The following is a 25,262-nucleotide window of genomic DNA, read 5'->3' as shown; positions in this document are numbered from 1 at the left end:
GTCGCCGTGGCGGCACCGGCCCCCGGCCCTATCCGGCCAGGAGCGCGGAGGTCATGGCCTCCATGGCGATCTGCGGGTGCACGTTGGCCGCGATCCGCTCACGGCAGGCCATGATCGCGTCGATCCTCCGCAGGGTGGACTCGGGTGTGCCGGAACGGGCGATCCGCTCCAGGTCCCCCGAACGCTCGGCCGTGGACCGCTCCACCGCCGCGCCCAACTGGAGGGTGAGCACGTCCCGGTAGAAGGCGGCCAGGTCGAGCAGGGCCCTGTCGTAGGAGTCCCGCTTGATCCGGGTGGCTCTGCGCTTCTGCCGCTCGTCGAGGTCCTTGAGCGCCCCCGCCGCGCCACGGACCGCCTTGGCCACGCCCTTGCCCGTGGAACCCTCACCGAAGGCCGCCTTGAGCTCGTCCTTCTCCTTCTCGTTGAGGGACGTGGTGAGCGCCTTGGACTCCTCTTCGGCGATCTCGAACAGGCGGGCGGCGGCGGTGACACAGGACCCGAGCCCGTCGAGCCCGGCCGGGATGGACAGGACCTCCTCCCGCCTGCGCCGCGCCTCCGGGTCGGTGGCCAGCTGCCGGGCCCGGTCGACCCGGCCCGCCGCGGCCCGGGCGGCGGCCTCGGCGGCGGCCCGGTCCACCCCGTCGCGCTGGACGAGGGCGTCCACGATCTGCCGGGTGCCGGGGGTGGCCAGCGTGACCAGGCGGCACCGGGAGCGGATGGTGATGAGGAGATCGTCCGGGGTCGGCGTGCACAGCAGCCACACCGTGCGCGGGGAGGGCTCCTCCACGGCCTTGAGGAGCGCGTTGGAGGCGGCCTCCGTGGCACGGTCGGCGTCCTCGAAGAGCACGATCCGGAAGTTCCCGCCGGAGGGCTTGGACCCGGCACGGAGCACGAGGTCGCGGGTGGCGGCCACACCGAAGCTCAACCCGCTGGGCCGCACGTACAGCACGTCGGGGTGGGTCCCGGTGAGCACCTGGTGGCAGGAGTCGCAGTGCCCGCACCCGCCGTCCCGGCACTGGAGGGCGGCGGCGAAGGCCCGCGCCGCCTCCTCCCTGCCGGACCCGGGCGGACCGGTGAACAGCCAGGCGTGGGTCATCCCGGCGCCGCGTCCTCCGGCCAGGAGGTCGGCCGCGCCCGCCACGGCACGGCCCAGCTGTGCGCTCGCCGCCTCCTGGCCGACGAGGTCGTCGAAGACCGTCAAGCTTGCCCCCCGGAGCACATGGAATGTCTTCCTCCAGAATAGGAGCCCCCACCGACCCCGGGACCGTTTTCCCCAGGCCCTCCTCCACGGGCGGGCGGGCCGCCCTTCCCGCAACGGTGAGGCGCACCGATGAGTCCTCGCACCTCCGGGAGTCTGTTCCGGTGAGAGGAAGAAGGTGGTCTCCGTGAACGAACGAACACCCCTGACCGAGGTCTGCCCGGAGTTCGGCAGCCCCGGCTCACCGGCGGTCCCCTGGGAGCGGACCCGCGCCGTCCTGGCCGACGCGCCCCTGTACTGGGTGACGACCGTGCGCCCCGACGGCCGCCCCCACGCGACCCCCCTGCTGGGCGTGTGGCTGGACGGAGCCCCGTACTTCTGCACCGGGCGCGAGGAGCGCAAGGCCCGCAACCTCGCCGCGAACCCGCACTGCGCCCTGAGTACGGGCGACAACGCGCTGGAGGGCGGCCCGGACGTGGTCGTCGAGGGCACCGGTGTCCCGGTGGACGACCCGGCCGGGTTGGACCGGGTCGCCCGCGCCTACGAGGACAAGTACGGCACTGCCGTCACCACCGAGGGCGGCACCTGGTTCGGGCTCCCCGACGCGGTGCGCGGGGGCGTGGTCCTGACCGTCGGGGTCGCCCCGGTGAAGGCCCTCGCCTTCGGCAAGGCGCCGGTGTTCAGCCAGACCCGCTACACGTTCCCCTGAGTCGCGGACGGCCGTCCCGGGGCCACCGGCGGGTGCCGCCGGTGGCCCCGGACAGCGGAAGGGCCCCTCCCGCCGGGGAGGGGCCCACAGGTCCGGGGACCGGGTCCGCTCGTGCCCGCTCCGGTCCTGCTCGTGTCCTACTCGGGGCGGATCACCGGGATCATGCCGGTGACCGCCTCGGAGCTGGAGTCGACCGGGTCGGGCAGCAGCGGCCGCATCCGGCGCTGGATCTCCCGGGTGATCTTCTCCTGCGGCTCACGGGCGTCGAGCACCAGGTAGCGGTCCGGGTCCCGCTCGGCCAGCTCGCGGAAGCCCTTGCGGACCCGCGCGTGGAACTCCACCGACTCCGACTCGATACGGTCCGCCGGTCCGCCCAGACGCGACAGCCCGTCCTCGGGGCGCACGTCCAGCAGGACCGTCAGGTCCGGGACCAGGTCCTGGGTCGCCCACGCACTGATCCGACCGACGTCCTCGACCTCCAGGTCGCGACCGGCGCCCTGGTAGGCGAGCAGGGAGTCCACGTAGCGGTCGCTGATCACCACGGCGCCCCGGCGCAGCGCGGGCAGGATCTCCTGTTCGACGTGGTCGGCCTTGTCCGCCGCGTAGAGCAGGACCTCGGCCCGGTTGGTGATGTGCGAGTTCTCGCGGTCGAGCAGGATGCCGCGCAGGCGCATCCCGAGCTTGGTGGCGCCCGGCTGGCGGGTGCCCACCACCTCGAAGCCCTGGTCACGCAGCCACACCGTGAGCTCGCGCACCTGGGTGGACTTGCCCGCGCCCTCGCCGCCCTCCAGGACGATGAAGGCGCCCGTGATCCGGGTGTCCTCCTCCTCGTCGGCGGTGGGCGTGATCCCGCGCAGGGCCGCGAAGAGCTCGGGGACCAGGCCGGGCCCGGCCTCCGGGTCGTCCCGGTTGACCTGCTGGTAGGCGACGACCGCCCCGATGACGGCGAGCAGCCCGCCCACCGTCAGGACCAGGCCGCTGCCGTGCAGGTCGTAACTGAGCGGGCCGCCGAGCGGGATCACGTGGTCCCCGGCGAACCCGGCGGCCAGGGGAGCCAGCACGGCTCCCGCGAGCAGGGCCACTCTTCCCGTGCCGTGCAGGAGGGCGAACGCGGCACCCCGCTGCTCCTCCTCGACCTCCACGTTGACCAGCGAGGTCCCGGTCACCCACGCCAGCCCCGCGCCGGTCCCCAGGACCAGGGCCAGGACGGCGGAGAGCACCATGTCACCGGTGACCCCGGTGAAGAGCAGAGCCAGGGCGGCCAGACCGACGGCCAGGCCGAGCAGACGGCGCCGGCTGAACTGCTTGAGCACGCGCGGACCGGAGACGAGCCCCAGTCCCAGGCCCAGGAAGAGCGCCGCGACCAGGACACCGAACCCGGCGTTGCCCGCGCCGAGGTTCTCCACGTGGGCACGGCCCACACCGACGACCAGACCGCCCGCGGCGGCCGTGACGGCCAGGCCGACCACCACACCCCGCACGAGCGAACCGCCGCCGACCGCCGCGCGGCCGGAGACGACCGCCCGGAGGACGTGCGCGTCCCGGTTGGGGCTCAGCGACCCCTTGGACACCGCGTGCCTGGGCAGCGGCAGCCCGGCGACGACGATCGCGGCGACGAAGAAGGTGAGCGCGTTCAGGTAGAGGGCGACATCCGCCTCGGGGTTGGCCATGGACGGCACGAGCGCGCCCAGCAGGTTGCTGATCGAGGCCAGCACCGCGAACAGCAGGGCCGCGACCGGCGCGGCGCCGTAGGTCGCCAGCAGGGTCAGCTTGTTGGCCTGGCCGAGCATCCGCTTGGGGACGAGCGTGGGGATGGTGGCGTCCCGCGCGGGGGTCCACAGGAGCGCGACGATCTCCGCGAGGAGGCTCGCGATCAGCAGCCACTGGAGGGTGAAGCCGGAGGACAGCAGGCCGACCACGGGGATCGACACGTAGAGGAGACCCCGCAGGACGTCGCCGCCGACCATCGTCCACCGCCGGTCCAGGCGGTCCGCGACGGCTCCCACCAGGGGGCTGAGCAGGACCGCAGGGGCGAGTTTGATGGCGACGACGCCGCTGACGGCGAGGTACTGGACCAGGGGGGAGCCGTCGGCGGTGAAGATGGCCGCGAGGGACACCAACGCCAGCAGGCTCAGCCAGTCACCCAGGCTGGAGAGGGAAAGCGAGATCCACAGCCTTCTGAAGGGTGTGATCGCGAGGACGTTCTGCGCCTCGGCCGGCGCTCCCAGGGGTGCAGATCTGCTCATAGCGCTCAAGATTATCTACGAGGGGGATAGGAACTGACAGGCGTGCTCGCCTGTCCAGGTGATTCGGGGGGAACGTTCAGGGTTCACACACGTTTTCGTGTCCCCATCCGTCACTCACAGCGTAGTACGGAAGATCATCCCCGAACAGGGTCCCGCGTCGCGTATCCATCACGTCTCCGGGGCGGGGGTGCCGGGGAGACGCGCACCGGAGGACCGCACGCCCGGGTGCTCCCGTGAGGGAGCACCCGGGCGTGCGCGGTCGGGGGTCCGGATCGACTACTCGTCGGCCTTCTTCGCGCTCGTCCTCGGCTCACCGGTCTTCTTGGCGGCGGGCTTCTTCGCCGCCGCCTTCTTGACCGTGGTGGTCGTGGTCTTCTTCGCGGCGGGCTTCTTCGCCGGCGCCTTCTTGGCGGCGGGCTTCTTGGCCGGCGCCTTCTTCTTGGCGGGGGCCTTGGCCCGGCGCTCGGCCAGGAGTTCGGCGGCGCGCTCGTCGGTGATCGACTCGACCTCGTCGCCCTTGCGCAGGGAGGCGTTGACCTCCCCGTCGGTGACGTAGGGACCGAACCGGCCGTCCTTGATCACCATCTTGGCACCCGAGGCCGGGTCCTCGCCGAGCTCGCGCAGGGGCGGGGCCGCCGCCCGGCGGCCGCGCTGCTTGGGCTGGGCGAAGATCGCCTGGGCCTCCTCCAGGGTGACCGTGAACATCTGCTCCTCGGTCTCCAGGGAGCGGCTGTCGGTGCCCTTCTTGAGGTACGGACCGAAGCGGCCGTTCTGGGCGGTGACGTCCTCTCCGTCGAGCTGACCCACCACGCGGGGCAGGGACAGCAGACGCAGCGCGTCCTCCAGGGTGACCGTGTCCAGGTCCATGTTCTTCAGCAGCGAGCTGGTGCGCGGCTTGACCTTGGCGGCCTTCTTCGCCTTGGGCTTGGTCTCGCCCTCGGGCTCCTCCGGCTCAGGGAGGACCTCGGTGACGTAGGGGCCGTACCGCCCGGACTTGGCCACGATCATGCGGCCGGTCTCCGGGTCGGGGCCGAGCTCGCGGTCCCCGCTGGGCTGGGCGAAGAGCTCCTCCGCCTTCTCCTCGGTCAGCTCGTCCGGCGCCAGGTCCTCCGGCACGTTCACCCGGACGCCCTCGCGGTCCAGGTAGGGGCCGTAGCGCCCCACCCGCAGCATGATGTCGGTCCCGGGCAGCGGGAGGGAGCTGACCTCCTTGGGGTCGATCTCGGAGAGGTGGTCGCCCACCAGCTCCTTGAGCCCCGTCTCCTGGTTGCCCTCGGCGTCCTCGCCGCCGAAGTAGAACCGGCGCAGCCAGGGCAGGCTCTCGGCCTCGCCCCGCGCGATGTCGTCGAGGCTCTCCTCCAGGCGCGCGGTGAACTCGTAGTCCACCAGGTTGCCGAAGTGGCGCTCCAGCAGCTGGACCACGGCGAAGGCCAGGAAGGACGGCACGAGCGCCGTGCCCTTCTTGAAGACGTAGCCACGGTCCAGGATGGTGCCGATGATCGAGGCGTAGGTGGAGGGGCGGCCGATCTCCCGCTCCTCCAGCTCCTTGACCAGGGTCGCCTCGGTGTAGCGCGCGGGCGGCCGGGTGCTGTGCCCCTCGGCCTCCAGGTTCTGCGCCTTGACCGGGTCCTCCTCGGACATCGCGGGCAGGCGGCGCTCGCGGTCGTCGAGGTCGGCGGCCGGGTCGTCGGAGCCCTCCACGTAGGCCTTGAGGAAGCCGTGGAAGGTGATGACCTTGCCGCTGGCGGCGAACTCGGCGACCTCGCCGTCGGTGGAGGTCCCCTCGATGCGCACGGACACGGACTCACCGACCGCGTCCTTCATCTGGGAGGCGACGGTGCGCTTCCAGATGAGGTCGTAAAGGCGCAGTTCGGGTCCGGACAGCGGGGTCTCGTTGGGGGTGCGGAAGGTGTCGCCCGCGGGACGGATGGCCTCGTGGGCCTCCTGCGCGTTCTTGACCTTCTTGGCGTACACGCGGGGCTTGTCCGGCAGGTAGTCGCCGCCGTACAGGCGCCGCACCTGGTTGCGGGCGGCCTTGACCGCGCTGTCCGACAGCGTGGTGCTGTCGGTACGCATGTAGGTGATGTACCCGTTCTCGTACAGCCGCTGGGCGACCTGCATGGTCTGCTTCGCGGACAGGTTGAGCTTGCGGGAGGCCTCCTGCTGGAGGGTGGTGGTGCGGAAGGGCGCGTACGGCGAACGGCGGTAGGGCTTGCGCTCCACCGACTTCACCGCGAACCCGGCACCGGTCAGGCGCTCGGCCAGCCCCCGCGCGGTGGCCTCGTCCAGCTGGCGCACGTCGCGGTCGGAGCGGACGGTGCCCTGGGGGGTGAAGTCGCGCCCGGAGGCGATGCGCCTGCCGTCCACGGAGGACAGCGTGGCCGGGAAGGTGGAGGGGCCGTCGGGGACACCGGCCTCGGTGGCGTCGAAGAGCGCCTTGAGGTCCCAGTACTCGGCGGAGGTGAACGCCATGCGCTCACGTTCACGCTCGACCACCAGACGGGTGGCCACGGACTGCACGCGGCCCGCCGAGAGCTTCGGCATGACCTTCTTCCACAGCACGGGTGAGACCTCGTAGCCGTAGAGACGGTCCAGGATGCGGCGGGTCTCCTGCGCGCTGACCAGGCGGGTGTTCAGTTCACGCGTGTTGTTCGCGGCGTGCTGGATGGCGTCCTTGGTGATCTCGTTGAAGACCATCCGTCGGACGGGGATCCTGGGATTGAGTTCCTCGCGCAGGTGCCAGGCGATGGCCTCGCCCTCGCGGTCCTCATCCGTGGCCAGGAGGAGTTCGTCGGCGTCCGCCATGAGCTCCTTGAGCTTCTTGACGTGCGCCTTCTTGTCGGAGTTGACGACATAGAGCGGTTCGAAGTCGCTGTCCACGTCGACACCGAGCCGGGCCCAGGGCTGTCCCCGGTACTTGGTGGGGATCTCCGCGGCCTTGGTGGGCAGGTCACGGATGTGACCGATGCTGGACTCCACGACGTAGCCGCGCCCCAGGTATCCGGCGATGGTCTTCGCCTTGGCTGGTGACTCGACGATGACGAGGGCGGTACCCGCCCCCTGGCTTGCCTTGTCCTTCGAGCCGTTCTTGCCGGCGCTGCCCTTCGTGGGTGGCACGCTGTTCCCCTACGTCTAGCCTTACGTGTTCTGTCGGCCGCGGTCCTTCGGTTCCCGTGGGAACCGACAGTAACCGAACTACGGGCTCTCCCCCGTCGGTGAGCGGGCCTCGTCCCTCGTTCGGGGCTCACCCTGCGTGGGCGTCGGGCCGTCTCCCACCGGCACCCGCAGAATAAGCGCAACACGAACCGGTACCGGCCCGTAACCTGCACCACCGGCCGTGGCGCCGCTCTCCCCCGAGCCTTTTCCTGCTCTGGCGAGCACCTGGAACACCCCACGAAAGTGACTTGCATCACACTTGAGGGCTTCAGGGTGTCCCCGCCTCCAGAATGCGGCGAGTCCTCCCGGATATTCCCGGGAGGACTCGGCTCACGTCCTGAGCTCGGCGGTCGTCACCCCCACCCTCCCGCAGTCCACCGCGTTCCATAACGGAACGGGAGCGCGGAGGCGACTCACCACCACTTCACTTCGGACGTGCACGGCACCTCTCTCGGCGCCGGTCGCGGGGACACCGTCCCGCCGCACCGCCTCCGCCGTGCCAGGGAGGTTCGGCTTCCCGCAGTCCACCGCGTTCCATAACGGAACGGGAGGCCGCACTCCCCCTGGTCCGGCGGGTGGCCGTGAACGGGCCCACCCCCCACGCAGGTCCTTCGGACCGTGTCCGGACGCCCGGAGGCGTCCGCCGTACGGACCCTGGAACCTGTTCTGGCAGCTACAGGCCGATGCCGGCCGCGCCCAGCAGGTCACCGACCGGGTCGACGGACGGGATCTCGGAGGCCTCGGGCAGCTCGGCGGCGCGCTCCGGGGCGTGCTTCTCGACCGACTGCGCGGCGGTCTCGCTCACGTCGTAGCTGACGGGCAGCATCTCGGAGACGGGCACCTCGGGCAGCTGGTCGACGACCGGGAGGCTGCTCAGGGCCGAGGACTGCTGCTCGGTCTCGGCGCTCTGGTGCACGACCTTGGAGTCGGCGTCGGTGGCGCTGGCGCCGGCCACACCCGCGACGGCGGCCACGGAGTTGCCCGCGACGTTCACCGGGACGTCGGCGTCGGCGACCAGCTGGTTGCCGCCGAGCACGGAGCCGTTGCCGGAGGTCGCGATGTCGCGCTGGGCCTCCTTGACGACGGCGTCGCTGTCGGTGGCGGCCGCACCCGCGACGCCGCCGACGGCGCCGATCGCGTTGCCCGCGACGTTCACGGGGACGTCCAGGTCCACGACGGCCTGGTTGCCGCCGAGCACGGAGCCGTTGCCGGAGGTCGCGATCGACTGGTGCTCGCGGACCGGGGCGGCCTGGTGCTCGCGGACCGGGGCGGACTGGCGGAGGACGCCGGCGTCGATGCCGGAGGTGTCGGGCAGGATCTGCGCGCTGCTGACGGCCTCGCTGAGCAGGTCGGCCGTGGTCAGCGGAGCGGACTGGTGCTCGACGCCGGGGGCCTCGTGGCTCTGGCGGACGATCGCGTCCGCGTCCGTGGCCGCGGCACCCGCGACGCCGCCGACGGCGCCGATCGCGTTGCCGGAGATGTTCACGGGGACGTCCAGGTCACCGACGAGCTGGTTGCCGCCGATGAGGGAGCCGTTGCCGGAGGTGGCGACGTCGGGCTCACCGTGCTTGTGGCCGTGCTTGTGCCCGTGGCCGTGGCCGCCCTGGAGGACCTTGGAGTCGCTGCCGGTGCTGGAGGCACCCGCGACGCCGCCGACGGCGCCGATCGCGTTGCCGGTGACGTTGACGGGGATGTCACCGTCGACGACCAGCTGGTTGCCGCCCAGGATCGAGCCGTTGCCCGAGGTGTGGACCTCGTTGTGGTGGTGGTCGATCACCTTCGCGTCACTGCCGGTGCTGGAGGCACCCGCGATGCCGGCGACGGCGCCGACGGCGTTACCGGTGACGTTGACGGGAACGTCCGCGTTCAGGACGGCCTGGTTGCCGCCGAGAACCGAACCGTTGCCGCTGGTGGCGACGTCGCTGTCGGCGAAGGCCACGCCGGTGCCCAGAGCGACGAAGCCGGCCGCGAGGAGCACGGACTTCGCGGAGGTGCTAGCCCACTTACGCATGTGGGAAGTCCTTTCGAGATAACGAGTTGATGAGAAGGTGTCTGTGCGGGCCACAGGCCGTTCCACACCCCTGGATGGGATGCGGGCCTTCGGCCGAGGCCGGGGATCATCCGGTCGGCTCCGCACCTGGGCGGTGCGTGGTCTGCCGGTCTGGTGGGTGTGGTCGGCGTCCGTCTGCGCTGGATGCGCGTGGACGTCCACACCCCGTCGATCAGCTCCGCTCTGGTTGAGCGGCGGCTGACGTGAACCCCGAGCACATGGCCTCGGCCGGTGCTGCGGGACTCGCGTCAACCCCCGGGCCCTGGGGCCCGGGGAGCTGATCAGGCCCGGGCCCTGCGGCGCTTGCCGAAGAGCAGGAGTCCGACGCCCGCGGCGACCGTGAGGACCGCCCCCGCGAGCAGTGCGGCGAGGCCGCTCTGGTCGGTGCCGGTCACGGCGAGCCGCTGCTCGTCGGCGGGCGGAGCGGAGGGCGAGGCGGCGTCCGCGGGCCGCTCGGGGGTTCCCGGGGCGGCGGGCGAGGGCTCCTCGGACGGTGACTGCCCGTCCTCGCGTCCCTTGTCCTGCTCACCCTCGGGCTCCTCGGGCTCCCCCACGACGGGGTCGTCGTCGGGGTTCTGCTGCTCGTGCTTGTCCTCCTCCGGCTCACCGGGCGCGCCGGGCTCCTCGGGCGTGCCCGGCTCCTCGGGCTCACCCGGCTTGCCGGGCTCTCCGGGCTTGCCGGGCTCGTAGCCCTCGTAGCCGGAGTCCGGCTTCTTCGGGGTACCGGTCTCGGTCACGCTGGCCTCGCCGTCGGTGCAGTTGGCACCGGCGATGCCCAGGACCGCGATGGCGTTCCCGCAGAGGTTGATCGGCACGTCGCCGTCGACGACGAGCTGGTTGCCGCCGCCGAGCGACCCGTTACCGCTGGTCGTGGTGTCGGCGTGGGCGATGCCGCTGGCGGCGACGAAGAATCCGGTGGCCACGAGGGCCGCGAAGCGGAGGTGGGTTGACTGGGTCATCGGCTGTCCTTTGGTCGACGAGGAGGTCCTGCTGGCTACTCGTGTTGACCGCGGACGGAGTTCCCTGGCTGTGGAGCCTTGGGAAGGGAGCACGCCCACCGGGAATCGGCAGGGCGGCTGTGCGCAGGGCGCACGGACCGGCCGCGGTCGGGGAGCGCGGCTAGTCGGGGGAGTACGAGGGGTCGTCCGCGGCGTCGCGGACGACCAGGGTGGGGTCGCCGGGAAGGGCGACCCGCTGGGCCCGGAGCGCCATGTGACCGGCGCGGGCCATGAGGAATCCAGCGGCACCGGGTGCCGGGAAGGACGGGGCGGAGGCACCGGTGGTGTCCGGCCCGACCTGGTGCTGGGAGCCGCCGCCGATGAGGCGGACGCGCTCCGCGGAGTCGTCGTCGGAGGCCGTGTCACCGGCGTTCCCCGCGACCTCGTTGGCCACACGCCACGAGGTCTGGGCGACGTGGGCGGCGACCTCGTCCTTGACGCGGGCCACCCGCTCCTCACGCTCCCGCTGCTCCTCGGCGTCGGAACGCTCGGCGGCGGGGGCGGAGACGGCGGGCTCCTCGTCGGAGCCCAGGATCGGCAGTCCCAGGGGACCACCGGGTTCGGTCACGGAGTCGATCCCACCGCGCCCGACCGTGTCGTTCAGGCTGGTGGCGACACTGTCGACCAGCGCGGATTCGCGCAACGACCCGTCCGTGGAGTCGACGACCCCCTGACCGGTGCGAGCGACCCCGGCGACGAGGCCGGTGGCCCCGCGAGCGGTGTCGTCGACGGCCTGTCCGGTGTCGTGGACGACCGCGCCCACCGCACTCTCCTCCAGCGCCGCGCCGGTCTCCCGAAGCGCGTTCCCCGGAAGCGAGGAGGCCTGGGGGACGACGCCGCCGGTGAGGGCCTCCGTGGAGGAGGCGGCCCGGTGAGCGGTGTCGGAGAGCTTGGAGTCCCGGAGTTCGTCGGCGGCCTGACCGGTGCGGTCAGCGAGCTCACCGACGCCCAGGACGCTACCGCCGAGCCCGCCGGACTCGGAGGCGGTCTCGCTGTGCGCGACACCCATTCCTCCGGCCAGCCAGGCGACGGCGACGATGCCGGACAGGAGCAGCAACCGAGCGTAGGCACCACGGGCGTTGCGAGCAGCGCGACTGGAGGAAACCAGCCACCCTCGGCTCGCGAGCACCATGGATGCCCCTTCGTGTCATTGCTGCTGGACGGTCCCGTGCGGCGACGCCGCTGACGGTCGTACCGCGAAGCTCCGGAGAACGGAGGCCTCACTGAACTGAAAGCAACACTAGCATCACCGTGCGTGACCATGGGCGAAAAAAGGAACCGCGCCGAGAACTTCTCGGCGCGGCCTTCCGACCCGTCCCACTATGGGTGGATTGGCAGGTCAGCTCATGCCGACGAACCGGTCCAGCACCCGTACGCCGAACTGGAGGCCGTCCACGGGGACGCGCTCGTCCACCCCGTGGAACATGCCCGCGAAGTCCAGCTCCGGGGGGAGTCTGAGCGGCGCGAAACCGTAGTTGCGCACGCCCAGCCGGGAGAAGCTCTTGGCGTCCGTGCCGCCCGAGAGGCAGTAGGGCACGGCCTTGGCGCCCGGGTCCTCGGCCAGCAGGGACTCCGACATGGCGTTCACCAGGCCGCCGTCGAAGGGGGTCTCCACGGCCGGCAGGTGGTGGATGAAGTCGCGGCTGACCTTCGGTCCCAGCAGTTCGTCGATCTTCGCGAAGTACGCGTCCTCGGTGCCGGGCAGGAAGCGCCCGTCCACCTGGGCGGTGGCCTCACCGGGAATGACGTTGGCCTTGTAGCCGCCGCCGAGCACCGTGGGGTTGAGGGTGTTGCGCAGTGTGGCACCGATCATCTTGGCGATGGGCCCCAGCCGGGCCACCGTGGCGTCCACGTCCCTCTCGTCGAAGGGGATGCCGAACTCCTCGCAGATCTCCTCCAGGAAGGTCCGCACGGTCGGGGTCAGCTGCACGGGGAACTCGTGCTGCCCCAGCCGGGCGACGGCGGCCGCCAGTTCGGTGACGGCGTTGTCCCTGTTGGTCATCGAACCGTGCCCAGCGGTGCCGCGCGCGGTCAGCTTCATCCAGGCGATGCCCTTCTCCGCCGTCTCCACGAGGTAGAGGCGACGGTTCTCGTTGACCGTGAAGGAGAAGCCGCCGACCTCGCTGATCGCGGAGTCGCAGTCGGCGAACAGCTCGGGGTGCTCGTCCACCAGGTACTGGGCGCCCCAGGTGCCGCCCGCCTCCTCGTCCGCGAGGAAGGCCAGCACGATGTCGCGCGGGGGCCGACGCCCCTCGCGCAGCCGCTGGCGCAGCATCGCCAGCACCATCGCGTTCATGTTCTTCATGTCGACGGCGCCGCGACCCCACACGCAGCCGTCGGTGACCTCACCGGCGAAGGGGTGGTGGGTCCAGTCCTCGGGGGCGGCGGGAACGACGTCCAGGTGGCCGTGGATGAGCAGCGGCGGACGAGAGGAGTCCTCTCCCGAGATCCGCGCCACGACGTTGCTGCGCCCGGGGTGCTTCTCGTAGATCCGTGACTCCACCCCGACCTCGTCGAGTCTGGCCGCCACGTACTCCGCCGCCTTGCGCTCGCCCGGCCCGGAGTGGTCACCGTAGTTGGAGGTGTCGATCTCGATGAGCTCCCGGCACAGGTCGACGACCTCGACCTCGCCCGCGCTCGCTTCCCTGCCTGGTTCCACCATCTGGTTCTCCCATCTCAGGACGCACCTTTTGGCCTAGAGCCTGTCACGGTGACCCCCCGCCGGAAAACTGGTTCGGGTGCCCCCAGACCTTTGCTATGGTTAAACCTGTTCGGAGCGACACACGCCGAACAGCCCAGTCCGGGTGGCGGAATAGGTAGACGCGCTAGCTTGAGGTGCTAGTGGCCGTTAAGGCTGTGGGGGTTCAAGTCCCCCCTCGGACACAGAATTACCCCATGGCGGGGTGCGGGCCCGATCCAAGTGACTCTGCGAAGTTGCTCTGGGTCGGGCCTTCGTTGTCTTCGGATCGGACAAGCACCCGCTCCTCTGGGGCACACAGGACCACGGGATCGTCTCTGCGTAAGCGCCGGAGGATGTCGAGCGGGCCGCTGTCGGAACCTTGCCGTTAGCGCGGCCAGCGCCCGATTTTCCCGGACGTGGAGACTCTTCACCCGCGTGGATCCACGGGTCCGGGAACTGGTGTAGCCGTGGCGGCACCGATACCCCGACCGGCCGTTGACCCCGTGCGTGTCCATCCACCGACCCACAGGTTGGGCACACCAGCAACCCGGTGCATTTCTCGCGGACCGCCCGTCGTTGGTCGGACGGCTCGCCCGTACCGCTTGGACCGCGACGAAGTCCCTCTCACTGAACAGCTCCGGATGCGCGAAATTCTTCGAGACCGCCCCCTCCTGCCCTGGCTCGTCCCGGGACACGTTGCCGGGACCAGCGGTGCGGGCAGAGCGAGCACCGGAGGTCCCTTGCCCGACCTCGCGACCGGTGTAACGGGGGTTGTTCATTCACTCTGCTCCAACCGCGAGCGAGAGTGATGCCCATGTCCCCCGACCGATACGGTCCCAGTCGTCGCCTCAACGGGATGGAGATGCTGCTCACCACCACCAGTTGTGGGGTCGCCGCCATCTGACCGCCACAGCGCGAGAGCCAGGAACCGGCCGTGAGGCCGTGTGAGTTACTACTTCGACCGCGACGAACCGCCGATACGGTGACGCGCTACGACCGTGAGGCCCTGACCGAACCGTGTTGGGCGCAGACCACCATCTGCGGGCGTCGATGGGCGGTCATGGTCGGCGGCGACGGAGGCAACGTCGGCAGACACGGTGAGGTTGCTTTTTCGCCCCGACTTGCCGTCGCTGCCTCGCCCTCGTCGACCGACATCAGCCCGAAATGGTTGCTTTCACCGGTTCCAGGACGAGGGTGGGCACGCATAGTGACGCTTGTTTGATGTTGCTTCGAATCAGAGGACTATGTCGGCCAGGCGGTTGACCTCCTCGAGGTCGTCGATTCCGGGACTCAGAATCAGTTCGTCGGCGCCCAGGGCCTCGAACCGCTTGACGGCCTCGCGCAGGGATCCCGCGTCGGTGTGCACGTTATCGACAACTATGTCCTGGTATTCGCTGGTAGCAGCGTAGTAATCGGCGATGTTGGCCCGCCCGCGGCCGGGGTCGCCCAGCGAGAAGTAGTTGAGGCCTACCAGGCGAGGCCGACCCGACCGCCCGGCCGCCTGCCACGCGGCACGGGCAGCGTCAAAAGCGCCGGATGCCAGAGCCGCCGGCACTGATCCGGCTATGTAGCCGTCCGACGACTCGGCCATCCGGCGGAAGGCGGCCGGGGTAGTGGCGCCGAACAGCAGCGGCACCTGCCGTCCCCCGGCCGGAACCGCCGGGTTCGCGCTTCCCGGAACGGGTTCGCCCGCCCACGTCGACCGATAGGTCGCCAGATCGCGGTCCATCCGGGCGCCCCGATCCCGGGGCCCGTGCCCGGACACGACGAAGTCGTCCTCGCGGATGCCCACCCCGATGCCGAGGGTGAGCCGACCGCCGGAGACCCCGTCGATCGAGGCCGCCTCCTTGGCCAGTAGCGCGCCCGGCCAGGTGGTCGCCAGCAGCACCTGGCTGAGCAGCCCGATCGTGGTGGTGGCCCCGGCGGCCGCGGCCAAGGCGACGGTGTCCATCACGCCCGGATAGGCGAACCGGCCGGTGGTGCCCAAGGTGGCGAAGCCCGCTTCTTCCGCCCGGCGGGCCCAGGCCGGAATCACCGGGGCGTGGACGTCGCGGACCTGGTTGGGTAGTCCGATGCCAATGCGCATCGAGACGCTCCTTAGCTGAGACGGGTGTCAACTGTGCGAGGCCGTGGACCGACCCGCGCCCCGCGATCCTGGCCAAGCACCACTACACCCGGGTTACAGCCATCAGACAGCGCGCGCCGGGGCGGTCAGGACGGCGACGGCGTCGTCGAGAGTCGGCGGCTGTGCGGGAGGGGGGCCTTCGTACCAGCCATGCGGCATCACCGACTGGAGGTAGGTTTCGGCAGGCCGGATGCCGCTGCGCGCCTGGTGGAAATGGACGACGTCGCGGAGCAGCGCGGCGCCGGCGGCATCGCCGGCCACGTCCAGGGCCAGGGCCCCGTTGTGCAGCACTGCCAGCTGATTGCTCAGGTCGCCCTCGGTGAGGAAGCGCCGCAGCGAGGTCCGCAGCAGCGGCAGCGCTTCGCCGTCTCCCGCGTCGACCAGTGTCTGGGCAAGCATCAGCTCGCTGAGCGCGGCCGTCCACACCAAACCGGAGGCGTCGGCGAGCCGTACGGCGTCCCGCAGTCGGCGCCGACCGTCGGCGATCCGGCCAGCCATGACCAGAGCGGCGCCCGACGCCATCGCGGTGGCCGCGATCAGCCAGGAGGTCTGTGTCTCGGTGGCGATGGCGTGCGCCTCTGCTGACGCGGTCAGCGCGACCTCCGGGTCGCCTCCTGGCAGCTGGACCAGGGCCTGGTAGTAGCGGACCTCAGCGAGCAGGCTGCGATGCCCCGGCTCCGAGCGGACCGCCAGGAACGCCTCGGACAGCATGCGCCGTGCCGTGGTGACTTCGCCGGTGAAGTAGAACAATCCGGCCGACGAGACCTGGGCCCGCACGACGTCGCCGAGCGGGGCGTACGGCGCAGCGGCCATGGCCTTGGCCAGTACCCTGTTGCCCTCGTCGAGCAGGCCGCTGCGGATCCAGAACCACATGAGCCGCGCGGACGTGCGCAATGCCTCGACCGGGGCATGCGCCAGGTCGTGCGCGAGCCCCGCGCGCAGGTTCGGCAACTCCAACCGCAGCGCCGCCATTGTGCTCGCGGACCGCACGCCCTGCAGATCGCCCTCGGCCCGGGCGACCAGTTCGCGGACCCAGACGGCATGGGCTGCCCGGGTCGCCGTCGGATCTGGGTCCACGGACCGGCAGTACGCCCGAATTGTCTCCAGCATCCGGTAGCGCGCCGTGCTGCCGCCAGTATCGGCGGTGACCACGGACTGATCGACCAGCGCGACGAACGCGTCGAGCCTGGCAGCGGTGGAGGACGCGGCCTCCATGGGAAAGCCACCCTCGTACGGCCAGAGCCGCACTGCGAGGTCGCGCTCGTCGCCGGAGAGAAGATCGAAGCTCCAGGCGACGGCCTCCTGCAATGTCGCGTGCGGGTTCGTCGTGCCGTGCGGGATTCGGCCCAGTACGCTGAAGCGGTCGTCCAGCAGCTCGATCAGCCCTCGCACGCCGAAGGTCCGCACCCGCGCCGCCGCCAGTTCCAGGGCCAGCGGCAGACGGTCCAGCGCATCGGCGAGACGGCACAGGTCCCGGCGGTCGGCGTCCTGCTCGACCCAGCCGGGGCGAAGCGCGCGGATGCGATCGGCCAGTAGCGCCACGGCGTCTTCGGCGGCCAACGGACCGAGCGGCAGACAGTGCTCGGCATCGACGCCGAGCGGGCTGCGGCTGGTGGCCACCACCCGGAGGGAGGGAACCCGGTCGAGGAGGTCGACGACGAGCCGGGCTATGTCGCTGGCGAGGTGCTCGCAGTTGTCGAGCACCAAGGGCTCCCCGTGTAGACGCAGCCGCTTGACGAGCGCCTCGTACGGGTCCCCGGCGACCCCGGTGGCGTCGACCGCCGCGGCGATCGCCGAGACCAGGTGGGCGGGGTCGGCCACATCGGCGAGCCGGACGACGGCGCCCCGCCCGGCCCATTCCACGGCGATGCGGGTCTTGCCCGACCCGGCGGGCCCGACGATGGAGACGAGCCGATGCATGCCGACGAGGCGGCCCAGCAGAGCAAGATCGGCGTCGCGGCCGATGAACGACGACAGAGGCCGATCTCCGGGCGTCGGGGCCGTGACGCCGGCGGACGCCAGGGTCGGGTCCTGCAGCAGGATGCGGCCTTCGAGCTGGCGCAACTCCGGTCCGGGTTCGACCCCCAACTCCTCGGCCAGCACGGCCCGGACCCGGCGCACCGCGTTCAGGGCGTCAGCCTGGCGTCCCGAGCGGTAGAGCGACAGCGCCAGCAACTGCCAACGACGTTCGCGGTACGGTTCAGCGTGCACAAGCCGTTCCAACTCGGCCACCGCACCGGCGTGGTCCCCGGTGGCCAGCAGCGCCGCGGCCTCCTCCTCCTGGGCGCTGGCACGCTGTTCCAACAGGGCGGCACGGATCGCGGTCGTGGACGCGTCGTCGGCCAGGTCCTCGTACGGTGTCCCCCGCCACAACCGCAGCGCCGCGCCGAAGGCCTCGTGCGCATCGGCGTGGCGGTCGTCGGCCGCCAACGCACGGGCGCGGACGAGGTGGCCGCCGAAGCGTTCGACGTCGGTGTCATCGGCAAGGAGCCGATAGCCGCCGGGGGAGCGCCGCAACGCCGTGCCCGGCAGCACTCGGCGCAGCCGGGAGACGTACACCTGTAGGGCGCTAGCCGGATTGCGTGGCTGGCTTTCACCCCACAGTCCTTCGGCCAGGCTGTCATCCGAGACCGGCCGCCCTTCCGCGGCGATCAGGATCGCCAACAGCCTACGGGGCAGCCGACCTCCGACGTGGACCGCTTGATCTCCTGCACGGACCTCGAACGGACCCAGCACCGCGAACGTCAGCACCACACCATGAAAGCCCATGTCACTGAAAGCGGCAAATGGGGCGGCGGCGGCCGTATCCGCGTTGTAGGCGGCTTGAAAGGCAAGGCCTCAAGGCTGCTCCCATGCACAACGAGAAGATGGCCGACAGCCGTGACATGATCGGCGCGCACGACGCCATGCGACGACAGTTCGGCGCTATGCCCGCCCTGATCGCGGGCGTCCCGGCCGGTGACTCGGCCAGCACCGAAGTCGTCGCCGACCACGTCCTGATGATGGTCGACTTCCTGCACGCCCACCACACCAGCGAGGACGACCACGTGTGGCCCCGCCTGCGTGAGCGCTGCCCCGACGACGTCGAGCCCCTCATCGAGACAATGGACCAGCAGCACGCCTTCATCGACGGCGAACTGGATGCGCTCGCCAAGGGCGGTCGGCGTTGGCGGGCCTCCGCCGACGCCACCGATCGGGAGGCCGTCGCCGCCGTCGCGGAACGTCTGCTGCCGGCGCTGTTCGAGCATCTGGCGCTGGAAGAGGAGCGGATCCTACCGCTGATCGATCAGCACCTGACCGAACGCGAGTGGAAAGCGGTCGTCGAGGCGTCCTTCGGCAAGGTGACCTTCGCGCGGCGTCTGCTGATGCTGGGTATGGCCCTGAACGGGGCGAGCGAGGAGCAGGCCCAGCTCCTGCGCGCCGCCGTCCCCGCCGTCGTCTGGTACGTCGGGCGCCCGATCGGGACCCGTCTCTATCGCGCCCACCGTGAGCGCCTGTCCTCCGCGAGCCGGGGGTCAGATCTCTGACAACCACCCGCACACGCGCGAGCTGCGTGGCTCAAGGTTCCTGCTCCGGCCAGCGGCCCAACCACCGACGCAAAGGAAACATCGTGGCCTTCGCCGAAGGAAAAGAATCGCATTTCGTGGAAGCGGCCCGAGGAGGTGGGCATCGGTGGTGGCGGTACCTGGTGGGGTTGGCGGTCATCATCTCTTTCTATGTGGTCGGCGCTGGGGCCGCCACCATGTTCATCGCGTCGGCCATTGGCGGCCGGGGGGAGGAGGTGGGGATCTTCTTGGGTCAGGGGGACCTCTCCGCACTCGGACCCGTGAGCGAATTCGCGGCGCTCATGCTGAGCAATGTGTTCTTTCTGGCCGGAATTCTCGTCACGGTCACCCTTATTCATCGCCGCCACCCCCGTACGCTCGTCACAGCGAGGGAGAGAGTCAGCTGGCGTCGAATCGGCCACGGTTTCGTGGCGATTTTCGTGCCGTGGTCCCTGATACTCGTGCTCGGGCAGTATCTCCTCTACCCCGAGACCTTCGCCTTCACCTCCGACCTTGCAACGTTCGCGCTCTTCGCGCCCGTGGCACTGGTGCTCATCGCTATTCAGACCACCACCGAAGAACTGTTCTGCCGGGGCTACCTGGTACAGGCCACCAGCCTCATCTGGGCCAACCGCGTCTTCTTGGCGCTCGTGCCGGCCGTGGTATTCGCCCTGCTGCACCTCGGAAACCCGGAAGCAGAAGCAGGCGGTTGGCTCACGATGGTCCTCTTCTATTTCCTGGGCCCGGGTCTGGCATGGACGATCGTCTCGTTGGTGGACGGGACCACTGAGCTCGCCATCGGCGCACACTTCGCCTTCAACGCCGTCTACTTCGTTGTGGTCAACCCGATCGGAGGAGTCATAACCACGCCGGCCCTTTTCACGGTCAGCGAGTACCACTCGACTCTCTACGCGCTATCGGCAGCTTCGGTGATCCCAGTGTTCCTGGCGATCTCCTACGTGGTGTTCAGGAGAGAGCCTCGCCGAATCGGTTCCCGAAGCAACGGGAACGGTCGGATCGATCATCCCGTCGATGTCTGAACCTTTCGGGCCCACGGCCCCGGCGTTGTTGTGTGATGGCGGGTTGCGAGTCTGCGGTGGTCCACCCGTTGTGTTCGGACAGGTCAGAGAGTACGGCTCGGACGTATCCGGTGGCGGTGGTCCATGGCTGGGTGCGTGCGAAGCCCACTCGCGAAATTGACACCGCCACCTCCCTCAGCATCAGTGCGAAACAGAATATCCACCGACCGAACAGGCAAGAGGGCGCAACCCCTTTGGTCTCTTCAACTGGGTGACGGCCCGAACCACGAAGCCGCCCCTGGAAAGGATCCCGCCCCATGACTTCCCCCTCCACCGCACAGAGGATGGACCCCACCACGCCGCGTCCCGGATGGGTCGAGCTGAGCGTGGGGTTGGCGATCATGGCACTCATCGCGTTCGTGCTCGCACCCCAGCTGAGTCGTCTGGGCATGAGCGGCCCCACCACCGGCATTGTCGGCGGTGTGGTCAGTGGCGGGGGCGGGCTCCTCGCCTTCGCCGCGGCCGCGCTGGTGCGCCGGCGCTCATGGGAGGCCTTCGGGGTGCGGCGCACCACGGTGCGCTGGCTACTGATCGGTCTGGCCGCAGGGCTCGTCGCGTTCGCGGCCAGGGTCGTGGCCGTGTACCTGGTCACCCTCATCATCGACGTGGAAACCGACACCCAGGCCAGCTACGCCGCCGGGGCAGGAGCCGGGCTGGTGTCGCTGGCGCTGATGATGCTGACCTTGGCAGTGCTCACCCCTATCGGGGAGGAGTTCTTGTTCCGCGGGGTGGTGACCTCCGCGCTTTTGCGCTATGGCGCCCTGGTCGGCGTTGTCGGCAGCGCGGTGGTGTTCGCGCTCATGCATGGCGTCAACGAAGTCCTTCCCGCGGCCGTGATCGTCGGGTTGATCGCTGCCGAGCTCTACCGGCGCAGCGGATCCATCTGGCCCGGGGTCCTCATGCACGCGCTCTACAACGCCATCACGCTCGCACTTCTGGCCCTGGCTGCTTCGGCGGCCTGACGAGCGGCACCGAGCCACGTCCTGGAACACCGTCCGATCGGCGTCCTGTCTGAAGTGGCGGTGGAGTGGCCTCAGCCCAACCGAGACCCCCTCCACGTCCGTTTCGGCGGCCAGTGCCATTGAACCTGCTTCGGCTTCACGACGAGCAGCCGAAGTCGACCGGCCAGCGTGGCCCCACTTCCTGATCAGCAGTCTCCAACGCTCCTTGCGGTCGAAGGCACTCCCGATCTCTGTGCCCGTGGGCCTTCACCGTGCCCGTCCAGGTACATCGTGGGGTCGGCCACAGAGACTGGCCGCCGGAGAGGCGGCCGAACCGTTGATCAACAGGGTCCGGGGCAGGAGACCGCCCTACGGCCACTGCGAGCGTCGCTGAGCAGCGTCATGGAGGAGGCGACGATCATGCCGTCGACAGAGAGTGGGAACAGAGCCGCGCGCCACTCGGGCTCTCGGTGGCGCAGGGCGAGCTCGTACGTGCGTGAGTAGGAGACGACGGCCGCGATCACGGCCAGCAGCAGCACGGCGGCGACGGTTGTCCAGCGGGACCATCGGAAAGACTGCATCACAGGTCGCCGCCCGTCCAGCGACAGGTCCACGCTCAGGACCAGCGGGCGCGGGTTCTGTGGGGGGATGGTTGAAGCCCCCCCCTCGGACACCAGCAGGAACACGGTGCGGGTCGAGAGCAATCTCGGCCCGCACTTCGCGTTGTGGGGCTCAGTTCGTCCGCGCGGCGGCGGACAGGTGTTCCCACTGGGTGGTCGAGGTGACCAGGGTCGCGCACCACAACGCGCCCAGGGCCCAACCGCCCAGCACGTCGGTGGCCCACACCGCGCCGAGGTAGGCGGCCACGGCCCCGGCCGCTCCCGCCCAGAGCACGGCCACGGTCCAGCAGGTCACCGCGCGAACCCAGCTGCGCGCCCGCCCGCTCGCCAGACACGCCAGGACCCCGGCGACGGCGGTCGTGGTCGCGATCTCCAACGCGGGGAAGGACCCGCCGGTGGGAGGGGCGACGAGGGCACTGGCCGATGGTGGCCCGACGCGCCTGACCAACGCGGCCACCAGCAGGGCGCTGCCCGCGGCACCGCCCCACGCCGCCAGGGCCAGCACCAGGTCGCGGCGGCGCGCACGCGTCAGGAGGGCGCCGACGACCGCGACGCCCAGGGACCCCCACACGCCCGTGAGACCGTGAAGCGGGACGACGATCGAGGTCAGGGCGGCGTCCCGGTGCGTGACCAGCCAGTCCAGGATCGGTCGGTCGACGCGGACGGCCTCCTCACCGACGATGACGTCCTGGAGCACCGCGCCGAAGAACCATCCTCCGGCCACGATGAACGCGATCCCGGCGGTGAGTTGCAGGCCCAGCACCGTGTGCGGTTCGAATCTGCGGCCCAGCCACCGGACCTGCCGGTCGTAGCGCGCGAGGACGGCGCGGACGCTCGGCCTCCCCGCCTGGCGCTCGGCCCAACGGCGCACGCGGTCGGGGTGACGGGCGATCCACTTGGCGAGGACCACCGAGAACAGGACCACCGCGCCCGCGAGCAGCACCAGGATCACGGCCGCGCCGAAGATCCGCTCCACGTGCTGCCAGGAGTTCCCCGCGAGGTACCCGATCAGGGTCACGGACGTCGCCCACACCGCACCGCCCAGCGCGTTCCAGACGAGGAAGCGCCGGTATCCCAGACCACCGGCGCCCGCCAGCGCGGGGACGAGGGCCCGCGCGAACCCCACCCAGCGGCCGAGGAAGACCGCGTGACCGCCGTAACGCCCCACGAACCCCTCGGCCCGCTCCCAGCGGGCGCTGCCGATCAGGCGGCCCATTCTCCCCGTGGTCAGGCGCGGTCCCAGTCGACGCCCGACCAGGAAGCCGACCGAGTCCCCGGCCACGGCCCCGACGATCCCGCAGGCCGCGACGGCGAAGGGGTCCGCGTGGCCCAGACCGGCCACCGCTCCGGCAACCAGCAGTCCGGTCTCACCGGGAACCACCAGCCCCACGAAGACCGCCGACTCCAGGAACGGCAGCAGGAGGGCGACGGAGTAGATCACACCGACCGGTACGGTCAGCAGCCATTGTTCCCAGTTCCCCACCCTGCCCCCACCCTCCTCCACGACGAGGTCGGACCGCCGCGTGACGCGGGCCCGTGTCCGTGACCGACCGGCGTCCGTGTCTGGCCGGTCCGCAGGACCATGTTCGTCCGCTCCGCCTCCGCCCCGTCCGAGCGACACACACGCGGAGTCGGCGGCCGGAGCAGGTCTCAGACGTGGAAGGGCACGGTGGTGACGACGATCCTGGGACGCTCACGAAGGGCGTGCCTGAGCCGGAACGCCATCCGGTCGTGCAGGACCCGTTGCCACCAGCGCCGGGGCACCACCTCGGGCAGGATCACCGTGATCGTCAGGTCCGACCGCTGTTCGCGCAGCGCCTCGATGTAGTTCACCAACGGCGCGATGATGGTCCGGTAGGGGGTGACGACCACCTCCAGGGGCAGGTGGTCCCCCCAGTGCAGCCAGTACCCCCGCATCCGCTCGGCCTCCTCCTCGGAGGGGCTGAGGTGGACGGCGAGGACGGGCTGCCGCAGTGAGGCCGCGTAGGCCAGGGCACGGATGTTGGCCAGGTCCAGCGTCTCCACGGGAACGACCGACAGGTGGTGGATCTCCTCGGGGGTCTCCTCCACCTCCTGGTCCCCCGGCCTCTCCGCGCGGCCCGCCGCGTTCGTGTCGGGCGCCGCCTGCTCCGCCGTCGCCTCCGTTTCCGGCCGCTCTTCGGGGGTCGGGGCCTCGGGCGGACGGCGGACCGCGCCGCTCGGGACGCCCGGCGCGGGGGCCGTGTGGGGCCGCAGCCGCAGCGCGTTCCCGACCGCGTCGTAGTGGACGCGGATGCGCAGGGCCAGCACGACGAACGCGGCCACGGCCAGGAGCGCCACCCACGCTCCCGCGCTGAACTTGACGATGGCGGCGGTGACGAACACCCCCGCGCACATCACTGCCCCGGTGGCGTTGAACGCGAGGCTCTTGCGCCAGTGCCGGGCGCGCGAGCGCCACCAGTGCACCACCATGCCCGCCTGCGAGAGCGTGAAGGCCAGGAAGACCCCGACCGCGTACAGCGGGATCAGGGAGGTGGTGTCGCCACCGAAGGAGGCGAAGACGAGGGCGGCCGCGACGGAGAGCAGGAGGATGCCGTTGCTGTAGGCCAGCCGGTCGCCCATGCGCATGAACCCGCGCGGGGCGTGGTGGTCGCGTGCCAGCAGGGACAGGACCCGTGGGAAGTCGTTGTAGGCGGTGTTGGCGGCCAGCAGGAGGATGGCCGCGGTGCTGGCCTGGACGAGCACGTACATCGCCCCGGTCCCGAAGGAGTGCCGGGCCAGCTGCGAGAGCACGGTCTCGCCCTTCGCCGGGATCGTGCCGGTGACCAGGATGAGGGCCATCAGACCACCGAACAGCGCCAGCAGGGTGAGGATCATCCAGGTCAGGGCGGTGCGGGCGTTGCGCCACTCCACGGGCCTGAAGGCGGGGACGGCGTTGGTGATGGCCTCGATGCCGGTCAGGGCGGTGGCCCCCGACGTGAAGGCCCTCAGGATGAGGAACAGCGTGACGCCCGTGGTGGCGTTGACCTGGGGTGTGGGAGCCGGGGGGAAACCGCGCAGGGCCGCGTCGACGAGGCCGACGACGATCACGGCGCCGACGGAGAGGACGAAGACGTAGGTGGGGGCCGCGAAGAGGAGGCCCGCCTGGCGCACGCCGCGCAGGTTCCCGGCCAGGAGCACGGCGATGACCCCCAGCCCGATGGGCACGGTCGCTCCGCTGAGCGAGGGCACCGCGGACGTGATCGCGGCGATACCGGCGGCGATCGAGACCGCGACGGTGAGGACGTAGTCGACGATGAGGCCGCCCGCCGCCAGGAGACCGGGTGTCCGACCGAGGTTGTGGCTGGCCACGATGTAGGAACCGCCGCCATTGGGATAGGCGCGGATGGTCTGTCGGTAGGAGAGTCCCACCGCCAGCATCATCAGCATGATCACCAGGGCGATCGGCAGGGACAGGGAGAGGCCCGCCACGCCGCCGATGACGAGGATGGTGAGCATCGCCTCGGGGCCGTAGGCGACGGAGGACAGGGCGTCGGAGGACAGCACGGGCAGGGCGACGAGTTTGCGCATGCGTTCGCGGACCAGGGCGGTGCTCTTCAGGGCCGGCCCCAGCAGCACGCGGCGCAGCCGGTACCCGGCACGGCCCGCGGGTGTGGAGGCTTCGTCAGCGGACTCCGAGGCGAGCGTCGTCCGGGGGTCCCCGCCGAGTTCGGAGACGGTGACGAAGCGTTCGTAGCGCGGCTGACGGACCTGGTGGCGTGCCGGGTAGCTGCCCACGTTCGGGTCCACCGGGAGGGCACGGCGCCACTCCCTCGGCTCCCCCGTCACCTGACCCCACTCGCGTCCGATCTGGTGGAGCGCACTGAGTTGCCCGGTGGTGAGATCGGGCAGAAGGTCACTCGGTGCGGGTGGTCGAGTGGAGCGTTCCTCCGTCAT

General features: G+C 70.7%; 16 protein-coding genes and 1 tRNA gene. 5 read left to right on the top strand and 12 right to left on the bottom strand.

Features of this window, described 5'->3' with window-relative positions; all coding sequences use genetic code 11:
• Nucleotides 1-28: 28 nt before the first annotated feature.
• Nucleotides 29-1,201, bottom strand: a complete 1,173-nt coding sequence (locus ACRWK8_RS04760; protein WP_378738812.1) for a DNA polymerase III subunit delta' — start codon at nt 1,199-1,201, stop codon at nt 29-31.
• A 184-nt stretch (nt 1,202-1,385) separates the two neighbouring features.
• Between ACRWK8_RS04760 and ACRWK8_RS04755 the strand changes: the two genes are divergently transcribed.
• Nucleotides 1,386-1,907, top strand: a complete 522-nt coding sequence (locus tag ACRWK8_RS04755) for a pyridoxamine 5'-phosphate oxidase family protein (protein WP_431868581.1) — start codon at nt 1,386-1,388, stop codon at nt 1,905-1,907.
• Nucleotides 1,908-2,044: 137 nt separating this feature from the next.
• Here the strand turns inward: ACRWK8_RS04755 and tmk are convergent, their stop codons facing one another.
• The 6 genes from tmk to ACRWK8_RS04725 all read right to left on the bottom strand — a co-directional run bounded on the left by tmk (nt 2,045) and on the right by ACRWK8_RS04725 (nt 13,019).
• Nucleotides 2,045-4,153: a dTMP kinase gene (gene tmk / locus ACRWK8_RS04750; RefSeq protein ID WP_431868579.1), complete on the bottom strand. Its 2,109-nt coding sequence runs from the start codon at nt 4,151-4,153 to the stop codon at nt 2,045-2,047.
• Nucleotides 4,154-4,429: 276 nt separating this feature from the next.
• A complete protein-coding gene (topA, locus tag ACRWK8_RS04745) occupies nt 4,430-7,270 on the bottom strand; it encodes a type I DNA topoisomerase (RefSeq protein ID WP_378738819.1) in 2,841 nt (946 codons plus the stop codon).
• Between the two features lie 712 nt (nt 7,271-7,982).
• Complete coding sequence (locus tag ACRWK8_RS04740; RefSeq protein WP_431868576.1) at nt 7,983-9,320, bottom strand: hypothetical protein; 1,338 nt, start codon at nt 9,318-9,320, stop codon at nt 7,983-7,985.
• 320 nt (nt 9,321-9,640) lie between these two features.
• On the bottom strand, nt 9,641-10,318 hold the full coding sequence (locus tag ACRWK8_RS04735; RefSeq protein ID WP_378738824.1) for a chaplin family protein: 678 nt from the start codon (nt 10,316-10,318) through the stop codon (nt 9,641-9,643).
• Nucleotides 10,319-10,478: 160 nt separating this feature from the next.
• Nucleotides 10,479-11,489: a hypothetical protein gene (locus tag ACRWK8_RS04730; RefSeq protein WP_431868574.1), complete on the bottom strand. Its 1,011-nt coding sequence runs from the start codon at nt 11,487-11,489 to the stop codon at nt 10,479-10,481.
• Nucleotides 11,490-11,696: 207 nt separating this feature from the next.
• Complete coding sequence (locus tag ACRWK8_RS04725; protein WP_378738828.1) at nt 11,697-13,019, bottom strand: M20/M25/M40 family metallo-hydrolase; 1,323 nt, start codon at nt 13,017-13,019, stop codon at nt 11,697-11,699.
• Between the two features lie 136 nt (nt 13,020-13,155).
• On the opposite strand from ACRWK8_RS04725, the gene ACRWK8_RS04720 reads away from it, so the two are divergent.
• Nucleotides 13,156-13,240 (top strand) — tRNA-Leu (locus tag ACRWK8_RS04720).
• 1,031 nt (nt 13,241-14,271) lie between these two features.
• Here ACRWK8_RS04720 and ACRWK8_RS04715 read toward each other — a convergent pair.
• Both ACRWK8_RS04715 and ACRWK8_RS04710 read right to left on the bottom strand, forming a co-directional pair.
• The gene (locus tag ACRWK8_RS04715; protein ID WP_378738830.1) at nt 14,272-15,123 is read right to left on the bottom strand and encodes an LLM class flavin-dependent oxidoreductase; all 852 of its coding nucleotides are present in this window, start codon (nt 15,121-15,123) and stop codon (nt 14,272-14,274) included.
• A gap of 102 nt (nt 15,124-15,225) precedes the next feature.
• Entirely contained in the window at nt 15,226-17,826 is a 2,601-nt protein-coding gene (locus ACRWK8_RS04710; protein ID WP_431868571.1) for an AfsR/SARP family transcriptional regulator, read from the bottom strand.
• 188 nt (nt 17,827-18,014) lie between these two features.
• Here ACRWK8_RS04710 and ACRWK8_RS04705 point away from each other — a divergent pair, with 188 nt between their 5' ends.
• The 3 genes from ACRWK8_RS04705 to ACRWK8_RS04695 all read left to right on the top strand — a co-directional run bounded on the left by ACRWK8_RS04705 (nt 18,015) and on the right by ACRWK8_RS04695 (nt 20,748).
• Nucleotides 18,015-18,689, top strand: coding sequence for a hemerythrin domain-containing protein (locus ACRWK8_RS04705; RefSeq protein ID WP_431868569.1), 675 nt, complete (start codon nt 18,015-18,017; stop codon nt 18,687-18,689).
• Between the two features lie 83 nt (nt 18,690-18,772).
• Nucleotides 18,773-19,747 (top strand): CPBP family intramembrane glutamic endopeptidase, encoded by a 975-nt coding sequence (locus ACRWK8_RS04700; protein ID WP_431868567.1) that lies wholly within the window; start codon nt 18,773-18,775, stop codon nt 19,745-19,747.
• Nucleotides 19,748-20,043: 296 nt separating this feature from the next.
• Entirely contained in the window at nt 20,044-20,748 is a 705-nt protein-coding gene (locus ACRWK8_RS04695) for a CPBP family intramembrane glutamic endopeptidase (protein WP_431868565.1), read from the top strand.
• 320 nt (nt 20,749-21,068) lie between these two features.
• Here ACRWK8_RS04695 and ACRWK8_RS04690 read toward each other — a convergent pair whose 3' ends face one another.
• The 3 genes from ACRWK8_RS04690 to ACRWK8_RS04680 form a co-directional block, all read right to left on the bottom strand.
• Nucleotides 21,069-21,308, bottom strand: coding sequence for a DUF2637 domain-containing protein (locus tag ACRWK8_RS04690; RefSeq protein WP_378738840.1), 240 nt, complete (start codon nt 21,306-21,308; stop codon nt 21,069-21,071).
• Between the two features lie 151 nt (nt 21,309-21,459).
• A complete protein-coding gene (locus ACRWK8_RS04685) occupies nt 21,460-22,830 on the bottom strand; it encodes a VTT domain-containing protein (protein WP_431868562.1) in 1,371 nt (456 codons plus the stop codon).
• A 167-nt stretch (nt 22,831-22,997) separates the two neighbouring features.
• A complete protein-coding gene (locus tag ACRWK8_RS04680; RefSeq protein ID WP_431868560.1) occupies nt 22,998-25,262 on the bottom strand; it encodes an APC family permease in 2,265 nt (754 codons plus the stop codon).

Source organism: Nocardiopsis eucommiae (assembly GCF_965344335.1).
Lineage (GTDB): Bacteria > Actinomycetota > Actinomycetes > Streptosporangiales > Streptosporangiaceae > Nocardiopsis > Nocardiopsis eucommiae.
Note: the sequence above shows the minus strand (reverse complement) of the source record. Positions and strands in the feature narration are given on the sequence as shown.